The sequence below is a fragment of the Actinomadura sp. HBU206391 genome (assembly GCF_014323665.1).
Lineage (GTDB): Bacteria > Actinomycetota > Actinomycetes > Streptosporangiales > Streptosporangiaceae > Actinomadura_C.
Window position 1 is genome coordinate 1 of record NZ_JABVEB010000208.1, and the last position, 9,384, is coordinate 9,384.

At 71.1% G+C, this 9,384-nt stretch carries 12 protein-coding genes; 10 read left to right on the forward strand and 2 right to left on the reverse strand.

Going from position 1 to position 9,384, the window contains the following annotated elements:
• A partial coding sequence (locus HKK72_RS31160; RefSeq protein ID WP_222721366.1) for a hypothetical protein occupies positions 1 to 384 on the forward strand: 384 nt, incomplete at its 5' end.
• A gap of 66 nt (positions 385 to 450) precedes the next feature.
• Here the strand turns inward: HKK72_RS31160 and rpmB are convergent.
• On the reverse strand, positions 451 to 645 hold the full coding sequence (gene rpmB, locus HKK72_RS31165) for a 50S ribosomal protein L28 (RefSeq protein WP_187238017.1): 195 nt from the start codon (positions 643 to 645) through the stop codon (positions 451 to 453).
• Positions 646 to 828: 183 nt separating this feature from the next.
• Between rpmB and HKK72_RS31170 the strand changes: the two genes are divergently transcribed.
• Positions 829 to 2,448: a DAK2 domain-containing protein gene (locus HKK72_RS31170; RefSeq protein ID WP_187238018.1), complete on the forward strand. Its 1,620-nt coding sequence runs from the start codon at positions 829 to 831 to the stop codon at positions 2,446 to 2,448.
• A 73-nt stretch (positions 2,449 to 2,521) separates the two neighbouring features.
• A complete protein-coding gene (recG, locus tag HKK72_RS31175; protein WP_315987544.1) occupies positions 2,522 to 4,729 on the forward strand; it encodes an ATP-dependent DNA helicase RecG in 2,208 nt (735 codons plus the stop codon).
• A 122-nt stretch (positions 4,730 to 4,851) separates the two neighbouring features.
• On the opposite strand, the gene HKK72_RS31180 is transcribed toward recG, so the two are convergent.
• A complete protein-coding gene (locus HKK72_RS31180) occupies positions 4,852 to 5,502 on the reverse strand; it encodes a hypothetical protein (protein WP_187238020.1) in 651 nt (216 codons plus the stop codon).
• 211 nt (positions 5,503 to 5,713) lie between these two features.
• On the opposite strand from HKK72_RS31180, the gene rsmD reads away from it, so the two are divergent.
• The 7 genes from rsmD to HKK72_RS31215 all read left to right on the forward strand — a co-directional run.
• Positions 5,714 to 6,274, forward strand: a complete 561-nt coding sequence (gene rsmD / locus HKK72_RS31185; RefSeq protein WP_187238021.1) for a 16S rRNA (guanine(966)-N(2))-methyltransferase RsmD — start codon at positions 5,714 to 5,716, stop codon at positions 6,272 to 6,274.
• A 91-nt stretch (positions 6,275 to 6,365) separates the two neighbouring features.
• Complete coding sequence (gene coaD, locus HKK72_RS31190) at positions 6,366 to 6,845, forward strand: pantetheine-phosphate adenylyltransferase (protein WP_187238022.1); 480 nt, start codon at positions 6,366 to 6,368, stop codon at positions 6,843 to 6,845.
• 66 nt (positions 6,846 to 6,911) lie between these two features.
• Positions 6,912 to 7,505: a YceD family protein gene (locus tag HKK72_RS31195; RefSeq protein WP_187238023.1), complete on the forward strand. Its 594-nt coding sequence runs from the start codon at positions 6,912 to 6,914 to the stop codon at positions 7,503 to 7,505.
• A gap of 1 nt (position 7,506) precedes the next feature.
• Positions 7,507 to 7,683, forward strand: coding sequence for a 50S ribosomal protein L32 (rpmF, locus tag HKK72_RS31200; protein ID WP_187238024.1), 177 nt, complete (start codon positions 7,507 to 7,509; stop codon positions 7,681 to 7,683).
• Between the two features lie 357 nt (positions 7,684 to 8,040).
• Positions 8,041 to 8,784 carry a ribonuclease III gene (rnc, locus tag HKK72_RS31205; RefSeq protein ID WP_410050361.1) on the forward strand — a complete coding sequence of 248 codons (744 nt, stop codon included), beginning with the start codon at positions 8,041 to 8,043 and terminating at the stop codon, positions 8,782 to 8,784.
• A gap of 19 nt (positions 8,785 to 8,803) precedes the next feature.
• On the forward strand, positions 8,804 to 8,989 hold the full coding sequence (locus HKK72_RS31210; RefSeq protein ID WP_187238025.1) for a DUF1737 domain-containing protein: 186 nt from the start codon (positions 8,804 to 8,806) through the stop codon (positions 8,987 to 8,989).
• A partial coding sequence (locus HKK72_RS31215) for a DNA-formamidopyrimidine glycosylase family protein (RefSeq protein WP_315987543.1) occupies positions 8,982 to 9,384 on the forward strand: 403 nt, incomplete at its 3' end. The genes HKK72_RS31210 and HKK72_RS31215, both read left to right, overlap by 8 nt.

The window sequence follows — 9,384 nt, forward strand, 5'->3', positions numbered from 1 at the left end:
GGCGTGATCGCCATGGATGCCGGGTGGCTCGGCGGGGCGGAGGATCCTCCGCCCACTCCCGTGTCGGTGAGCCGGAGTGCGACTCCGGCGTGCGGCGAGACCGGTTCCTGCGCGAACGGCACCAAGCGCGATGCCACGCCGGCGACCTCGCGGGCGAGGACTTCGACCCGCCCGCCGAGCAAGGCCCCCGACAGCGGAGCCGACAACGGGAGCGGCAACCGCCAGAGCCAGGCCGATCTCGCCCGCAAGGCGCGAGACGGCTATGCGCCACGACCGCCCTCGGCTCCCGGGATCGATCAGGATGAACTCGACCGGCAGCGCGACGAGACCGAGTCCACGGTCGCTCCCGTGCCGGCGGACAACGGTTCGAACCCGAGTCCGTGATCGCTCACGAAGGACGAAGTCGGCCCACCGCGGTACGGTGAGCCGACTGGGACGTACGGGGCCGCCTCAGGCGGTGGGCCGCTGGACCTTGCCAGCCTTGATGCAGGACGTGCAGGCGTTGATCCGCTTGGTGGTGCGGCCGACGACGGCACGAACACGCTGGATGTTGGGGTTCCAGCGGCGCGGGGTGCGGCGGTGCGAGTGGGAGACACTCATGCCGAAACCGGGTCCCTTGCCGCAGACGTCGCAGACGGAAGCCACGGGAAACTCCAAGTGGTATCGATGCTTGAGCGCCCTGATCGGTCGCTCGCCAAAAGGTCCCCAGCGGGGACGACCTACCAAGAGTAGCCGACGGCCCGACCACCACGCGAATCAGCCTGCGAAACCGTTCCGCCGGGACGGTCTGTCCGATGAGGATAATCTCGCCGGAAAACGGAGGTGGGCGTGCGAGAGATCCTGGACGCGTCCGGTGTACGGCATTGGTGCGGCCTCGCGGCCGAGGCGCTGGGCCGTATCCGCGGTGAGATCGACGGGCTCAACGTCTTTCCCGTGCCCGACCGCGACACCGGCACCAACCTCCACCTCACCGTGCTGGCCGCGGCGGAGGCCCTGGCGGGCCTGCCCCCGGACGCGGGCGCGGAGGAGACCTGGAGGGCGCTGGCGCAGGGGGCGCTGCTCGGCGCGCGCGGGAACTCGGGGGTGATCCTCAGCCAGGTCTTCCTCGGGCTGGCCGACGTCCTCGGCAAGCCCGGGGTCATGGCCGACGGACAGGTGCTCGATGAGGCGCTCGGATACGCCGCCGCGCTCGCACGTACCGCCGTGGCCCATCCCGTCGAGGGCACGATCTTGAGCGTGCTGACCTCGGCCGCCGCCGCCACCGCGGCCGAGCCGGCCACCGGCGGCCCCACGCTCGCAGCGGTGGCCCGGGCGGCCGCCGAGGCGGCCAGATCGGCGCTGTCGCGGACCCCCGAGCAACTCGACGTGCTCGCCCGCAACGGGGTGGTCGACGCTGGAGGCGCGGGTCTGTGCGTCGTGCTGGAGACGCTCGCCGCGGTGATCACTGACGAGTTCCCCGACGGCTACGCGGTGCCCGCCCGCGCCCCGGTGCCCGGCGACGGCGGCACGCGTCTGCCCGGGCCCGCGGAGCCGGTCGATCGCGGCTATGAGGTGATGTACCTGCTCGACGCCCCCGACGATGCCGTCCCGGCCCTGCGGCAGGCGCTGGACGGGCTCGGCGACTCGCTGGTCGTCGTCGGCGGGGAGGGGCTCTGGAACGTCCATGTGCACGTCGACGACGCCGGCGCGGCCATCGAGGCGGGGCTCGCCACCGGGCGGCCGCACCGCGTCAGGGTCACCTGCCTGCACGCCGCCCCGCACGGGGCGGGAGGGCCGCAGGCGCCCTGCACCGGCCGGGGAGTCGTGGCGGTGACGGCCGCCGGTGGCCTGGCGTCGCTGTTCGAGAGCTGCGGCGCCCGGGTCGTCCGCCGTGAGCCGGGCGCCGTCCCGCCGGTCACGGTGCTGGTTGAGGCGATCTTGGCGGCCGGCGACGAGGTGGTCGTACTGCCGGGCGATCCCGACGTGCTGACGGTCGCCGAGGCCGCTGCGGAGCGGGCCGGTGACAGCGGGGTGCGCATCGCCGTGCTGCCCACGGAGGCGTCGGTGCAGGGGCTGGCCGCCCTGGCGGTGCACGACGCGCTGCGCCGCTTCGACGACGACGTGATCGCCATGACGCGGGCGGCGGGAGCGACCCGGTTCGGGCATGTGGAGATCGCCGGGCAGGAGGCCGTGACCAGTGCCGGCATCTGCCAGCCCGGCGACGTTCTCGGGCTGATCGAGGGCGACGTGTGCGTGATCGGCACCGACCTGACCGAGGTGGGCCTGCACATTCTCGGCCGCATGCTCGCCGGCGGCGGCGAGCTCGTCACGCTGATCACGGGACTGGCGGCGCCGCCGGGGGTGGCCGCCGTGGTGGAGGGCCGCCTGCGCGCCGAGCGGCCCGACGTCGAGTTCGTCGTGTACGAGGGCGGCCAGGAGCGCCGGCCGCTGCTCATCGGCGTCGAGTGAGGCTCGGGCGACAGACCGCCTTCGCGCACGCGCGCCGTCGTGGATGGTCTGTAATAGGCCTGTGGGTAGCACTGTGGCGAAACTCGACGAGCCGCTGCGCAAAGCGCTCGGTGACCGTACGGCCAAGGTGATGGCCGAAGGACTCGACCTGCACACCGTCGGAGATCTGCTGTGCCATTACCCCCGGCGCTACGCCGAGCGCGGTGAGCTCACGGACCTGTCCGAGCTGGTCGAGGGCGAGCACGTCACGGTCATGGCCGAGGTACGGAAGGTCCAGGGCCGGACGATCACGAAGCGGCCCGGCTATCTGCTTGAGGTCACGGTCACCGACGGGCGCGGCGAGCTGATGCTGACGTTCTTCGGGAAGAAGGCGGCCTTCAAGCCCGAGCGCGAGCTGCCACCGGGCACCCGGGCGCTGTTCGCCGGCAAAGTGTCCTTCTACCGCACCAGGCAGGGCGTGAAGAAACAGCTCACCCATCCCGACTACCGGCCGGTGGCCGCCTCCGGACCTTCGGGGAGCGGGATGTCGGAGGTCGCGCGGGAGTTCGCCGAGGAGCTGATCCCGGTCTATCCGGCGACCAAGGGCCTGGAGTCCTGGAAGATCACCGACTGCGTGAAGATGATTCTCGACACGGTGGACATCGGCGTCGATCCAATGCCCGAGCCGATCCTCCACGACCACGGCTTCATCCGGCTGAGCGAGGCGTACGAGGGTATCCATCGGCCCAAGGACTTCGCGGAGCTGTCACGGGCCCGCAAGCGGCTGAAATGGGATGAGGCGTTCCTCCTGCAGCTGGCGCTCGCCCGGCGGCGGCGGGCCGCCGGCTCGCTGCCCGCCAAGGCCCGGCCGAGGACCGAGGACGGGCTGCTCGGCGAGTTCGACCAGCGACTGCCGTTCACCCTCACCGAGGGGCAGCTCTCGGTCGGCGAGGAGATCGCCGCCGAACTGGCCCGTGAACATCCGATGCACCGCCTGCTCCAGGGCGACGTCGGATCGGGCAAGACCATGTGCGCTCTGCGCGCGATGCTGCAGGTCGTCGACGCCGGCGGGCAGGCGGCGCTGCTCGCGCCCACCGAGGTCCTCGCCCAGCAGCACTACCGTTCGATCGTCGGAATGCTCGGCCCGCTCGCCCAGGCGGGCCAGCTGGGCGGGGCCGACCGGGCGACGCGGGTGGCGCTGCTCACCGGCTCACAGGGCGCCAAGGCGCGGCGCACGGCCCTGCTCGACGCCGCCTCCGGCGCCGCGGGGATCGTGGTCGGGACGCACGCCCTGCTGCAGGAGCACGTGCAGTTCGCCGACCTCGGGCTGGTCGTCGTCGACGAGCAGCACCGCTTCGGGGTCGAGCAGCGGGACGCGCTGCGGGAGAAGGTGTCCGGCGGCCGCCCGCACGTGCTCGTCATGACGGCGACGCCGATCCCCCGAACGGTCGCGATGACGGTGTTCGGCGACCTCGACACCTCGGTCCTCAGCCAGCTGCCGGCCGGCCGAGCGGAGATCAAGACACACGTCGTACCGCCGGAGAAGCCCGCCTTCCTCCAGCGGGCCTGGGAGCGGATCAGGGAAGAGGCGGCACAGGGCCGGCAGACCTACATCGTCTGCCCGCGGATCGGTGAGCAGGAGGGCGATGAGGGCGACGTGGAGCCCAAGGACGACGAGGGCGAGCGGCGTCCGCCACTGGCCGTCCTCGACCTGCTGCCCAGCCTCGAAGAGGAGCACCTGTCCGGGCTCCGCATCGGTGTGCTGCACGGCAAGCTGCACGCGGATGAGAAAGAAGCCGTCATGCAGAGGTTCGCGGCCCGCGAGCTCGACGTCCTGCTCGCCACCACGGTGATCGAGGTCGGGGTCGACGTCCCCAATGCGACGGTGATGATGATCATGGATGCCGACAGGTTCGGCGTCTCACAGCTGCATCAGCTACGCGGCCGGGTCGGCCGGGGCAGCCTTCCCGGGCTCTGCCTGCTCGTCACCGAGGCCCCCGACGGCACCAAGATCAGGGAACGGCTTGCGGCGGTCGCCTCGACCACCGACGGCTTCGAGCTGTCCCGGCTGGACCTCGAGCAGCGCCGCGAGGGCGACGTGCTCGGAGCGGCCCAGGCCGGCCGGGCCTCCAGCCTCAAACTGCTCACCCTGCTGCGCGACGAGGACGTGATCCTCAAAGCCCGCCAGGAGGCGGCCGCCGTCGTCGAGGCCGACCCGGAACTCGCGGGAAGCCCCGGTCTCGCCGCCGAACTGGCCGCGCTGCTCGACGACGAGCGCGCGCAGTACCTCGAAAAGGCCTGAGCCGACTTTCCCTATATGGAGGCGTACGTCCGGGACCGCCCTGAGGGTTACGTCAGGAGACCGGCTGGAGGCGCACGTCAGGACCGGCTGGAGCGTACGTCAGGGCCGGCCGGAGGGGTGCGTCAGGAGTCGCTCTCCGCACGCCTGCGGGTGACGGCGATCGAGGCCGCTCCCGTGAGCACCAGCACGCCCGCCAGGCCGGTGAGAGTGTCGACGCGCCCTCCCGTGAACGGCAGGGTGCCGCTCTGGGACGACAGCGCGTTGGGCGACGCTCCGGTCTCTCCCGCCGCCGCGGGGGGATTCGCCGGCGGCGCCGAGGGCGCCGGTGGCCGGGAGGGTCCGGGCGGCGGACCCGGCTCCGTCGGCGGCCTGGGCGGTCCTGGGGGAGCGCCGCCGTTCCCGCACGCCGCGGTGGCGCCGAGGCAGACGTCGGCCGCCGCCCGCACGGACAGGCCGCTCTGCGTACCCGCCTTCACCGAGGCGCCCACCGAGGCCCGGAGGGGCACGACGGCCGGGGTCTCGATCTTGGCGCCGACATCGACGACGGGCGGCCGGGCGCCCTTCCGCTTGGAGCCGCGGCGCTGCTCACCGGGCTGAGTGACCGAGCCCACGAGCCCGTCGACGAGCTTCGTGGTGCCGGTCACGGTGTCGGTGAGGCCGGAGAGGAGCGGTGAATCACCAGTGGTCGTGTCGGCCTGAGCCATGCCGCCCATGACGGTGATGCCCAGGACCGTCACGCCGGCCGTCGTCACCGCTCTGGTAACCAGGCGCATGGTCGAATCTCCTGCCGTGATGTGGAGGGATCGGGCGGCACCGGCGCTTCACCAGCCACTGCCGCCCCACGGTTGGCACCCATCGTGTCACGTAACGTAGCGTTCCGAAAGGAATCGTATTGTTCTGCGGAACGATTCCCGCAGTTTCTCCCGTGCGGTCGGCCGGACGTCTCCGTCGCCCGCCGCTCGTCCGGCCGGGCACACTGAGTGGGTGACCCGAGTCATCGCAGGAATCGCCGGAGGGCGGCGGATAGCCGTACCGACGGGGCGTGACACCCGCCCGACCAGCGACCGCGCCCGGGAGGGGCTGTTCTCGACCGTACTGGCGCTGCTCGGCCCGCTCGACGGCTGCCGGGTCGCGGACCTGTACGCGGGGTCCGGCGCCGTGGGGCTGGAGGCGCTGTCCCGGGGCGCCGAGCACGCTCTGCTCGTCGAGTCGCACGCCCGTGCGGCCCGGGTCATCCGCGACAACATCGCCGGGCTCGGGCTGCCCGGGGCCGAACTCGTGGCGGACCGGGTCGAACGGGTCGTCCGGCGCGGTTGCGACACACCCTACGACCTGATCTTCGTCGACCCCCCGTACGCCCTGGGCGATGACGCGATCACCGACCTGCTCGGCTCGCTGCGCGACAACGGCTGGACGGCACCGGACACCTTGGTGGTCGTGGAACGGGCCGCCCGCAGCGGCGCCCTGACCTGGCCGCCCGGCTACGCCGCGGAGCGCGAGCGACGGTACGGCGAGGCGATGCTGTGGTACGGCCGGGTGATGTAGCCCGCAAGGGGTGAGGCGGGCGCGTCGCCACCGTGGCCGGTTTGGTACGGTCGCGCCACAGGTCTCCGCCTCTGACCGGAGGTTTTACTTCGTGCGCAGTGTCGTCTGTCCGGGTTCGTTCGACCCAGTGACCAACGGCCACCTCGACATCATCAGCCGGGCGTCCCGTCTGTACGACGAGGTCGTCGTGGCCGTGTTGATCAACTACTCGAAGCAGGGCCTCTTCACCGTCGACGAGCGTATCGACATGCTCCGCGATGTGACCCAGGAATACGGGAACGTCCGGGTGGACAAGTTCCACGGGCTGCTCGTGGACTACTGCCGGCAGCACGACATCCCGGTGATCATCAAGGGACTGCGCGCCGTCAGCGACTTCGACTACGAGCTCCAGATGGCGCAGATGAACCATCGCATGGCCGGGGTCGAGACGATGTTCATGGCCACCAACCCGCTGTACTCCTTCCTCTCCTCCAGCCTGATGAAGGAGATCGCGAAGTACGGCGGGGACATCTCCGGGCTCGTCCCGGAGATCATCCACGAACGCCTGGTGAGGCGCCTTTCCGAAGCCTGAGTTGGGTCCCTCGGATCTGTTCGCTATCCTGGGGCTTCGGCCATGTCCGTCGGCCACCGATTCGCCATGCCCCACGAAAGCAGGAGACCTCTGTCTCGCCTTGATCCCCGCGCCCCGCTGGTGCTCGACACCCGAGCTCTGGGTCGCCGACCGGGGTCGATGCGCGAAGAGAGCCTGACCGTGCCGGCTCCGGAGAGTCTCGGCGTCGAGATGGTCGGCGTGCCGAAGGACGCAGAACTCGAGCTGGACCTCCGGCTCGAGGCGGTCATGGAGGGTGTGCTCGTCACGGGCACGACGCGGGTGCCTCTCGTCGGGGAGTGCTCGCGCTGCCTGGATCCGCTCGCCTCGACCTTCGAGGTGGAGTTCCAGGAGCTCTTCGTCTATCCCGACATCCGCATCGGCAGCATGCGACACGCTGCCGGAGAGGATGAGCTTCGACTCGAGGGAGATTTCATCGATCTCGAGCCGGCGCTGCGGGACGCGGTGGTGCTTGCGCTGCCGTTGTCCCCGTTGTGCCGGGACGACTGTCCCGGCCTGTGCACCGAGTGCGGTGTCCGGCTGGCGGACGCCGAGCCCGGTCACCACCATGACGCCGTCGACCCCCGGTGGGCGGCGCTGAAAGACCTACAGGACCAACGAGAAGAAAGCCAGGAGGGCTGAGGTGGCCGTCCCGAAGCGGAAGAAGTCGCGCAGCAACACGCGGCACCGGCGTTCGCAGTGGAAGACCGCGGCGCCGACCCTTGTCGAGTGCCCGCAGTGCCGCGACCCGAAGCTGCCGCACACCGCATGCCCGACCTGCGGTACCTACGACCGGCGTCAAGTCATCACGCCGGCTTGATTCCCGGCCCGGGGCAACCGTCGGCGGCGATCAGCCGATCATGCCTGGGGCGGGGGCGGGATTGCATGATCACGTATCGCGGAGCGCTGCTCGCGCTCGGTACGCCGCGTGATCATGCAATCCTTTCCTTTTCGGCTGGGTGGGTCCGCCTCCAGCGGGCTCGAACCCGGCTCGAGTGCGGACGTCGGGTGGGTGGCTCGGGAACGCCCGAGGCCGTGGTGTACGCCGGGGGATCGACTCACCGGCGCACACCTCGTCTTCGAGGAATTCCGGTCCGTGTGACGCGTTCCGTCACCGGGCATGTCACTCGCCGTAGCGACGGACGCACGATGACGTGTGGAGCTACGAGGAGGACGTGTGAGTCTGAAGACTCCTGACCCTGCACCGGATCGCGCCGAGCTGGAGCGCGCCCTCGGCGTCAAAATGGACGACGCGCTTCTCGAGCGGGCGCTGACGCACCGTTCGTACGCCTACGAGAACGGCGGCCTGCCCACCAACGAGCGGCTGGAGTTCCTCGGCGACTCCGTGCTCGGCCTGGTGGTCACCGACACCCTGTTCCGCGGCCACCCCGACCTTCCCGAAGGACAGCTGGCCAAGCTGCGCGCCGCAGTGGTCAACATGCGGGCGCTCGCCGGCGTGGCCCGCGGGCTGGGGGTGGGCGCTCACATCCGGCTCGGCCGGGGCGAGGAGGGCACCGGCGGCCGGGACAAGTCATCGATCCTGGCCGACACCCTCGAGGCGCTCATCGGCGCCGTCTACCTCGACCGGGGCCTCGTCGAGGCCTCCGACCTCGTGCACCGGCTCTTCGACGCGCTGATCGACCGGTCAGCGAGCCTGGGCGCCGGGCTGGACTGGAAGACCTCGCTACAGGAGCTCACCGCAGTGGAGGAACTCGGGGTTCCCGAGTATCACGTCGTCGAGAGCGGCCCCGACCACCAGAAGACGTTCCGCGCGTCGGTGCGGGTGGGCGGCAAGGTGTACGGCAACGGCGAGGGCCACAGCAAGAAAGAGGCCGAGCAGCACGCGGCCGAGGCGGCCTGGACCGAGATCCGGGCCCTGGCCACCGCACGTGAGCCCGACGGGGCCGCGGGCGGGGCCTGATCCTCACTACGCTGCACGTATGAACGAACAGGACCCCCTGAGCTACCGGCTGATCACGGGGCCGGACGACGCCGAGTTCTGCGAGCGCGTCAGCGCGCTCCTGGATGACGGGTATGAGCTGTACGGCTCGCCGGCCCTGACCTACAACGGGGAACGGGTGATCGTGGCCCAGGCACTCGTGCTGCCGGGGACCGCCGGTGCCTGAGCTACCCGAGGTCGAGGTCGTACGCCGTGGCGTGGAGAGCTGGGTGTCCGGCCGGACGATCGCGTCGGTCACGGTCCTGCACTCGCGCGCCGTCCGGCGGCACGAGGCCGGCCCCGCCGACTTCGCCGCCCGGTTGACCGGCCGGACGGTGCTCGGCGCCGAGCGCCGGGGAAAGTACCTGTGGCTCCCCGTCGCCGATCCCGTGCAGCCCGGTGAGACTCCCCGGCCCGAGGACGCGGCCGAGGCGTTGCTGGCGCACCTCGGCATGAGCGGGCAACTGCTCGTGGTCGACCCCGACAGCCCGCTAGAGAAGCACCTGCGGGTACGGATGACGTTCGTCGACGGAGGTCTCGATCTCCGCTTCGTCGACCAGCGCACCTTCGGCCACCTCATGG

What these genes read in the sequence shown, in the direction of transcription:
- HKK72_RS31210 (WP_187238025.1), top strand. Translation starts at nt 8,804, where the DNA reads ATGAACGAACAGGACCCCCTGAGCTACCGGCTGATCACGGGGCCGGAC.
- HKK72_RS31180 (WP_187238020.1), bottom strand. Translation starts at nt 5,502, where the DNA reads ATGCGCCTGGTTACCAGAGCGGTGACGACGGCCGGCGTGACGGTCCTG.
- HKK72_RS31195 (WP_187238023.1), top strand. Translation starts at nt 6,912, where the DNA reads ATGCCCCACGAAAGCAGGAGACCTCTGTCTCGCCTTGATCCCCGCGCC.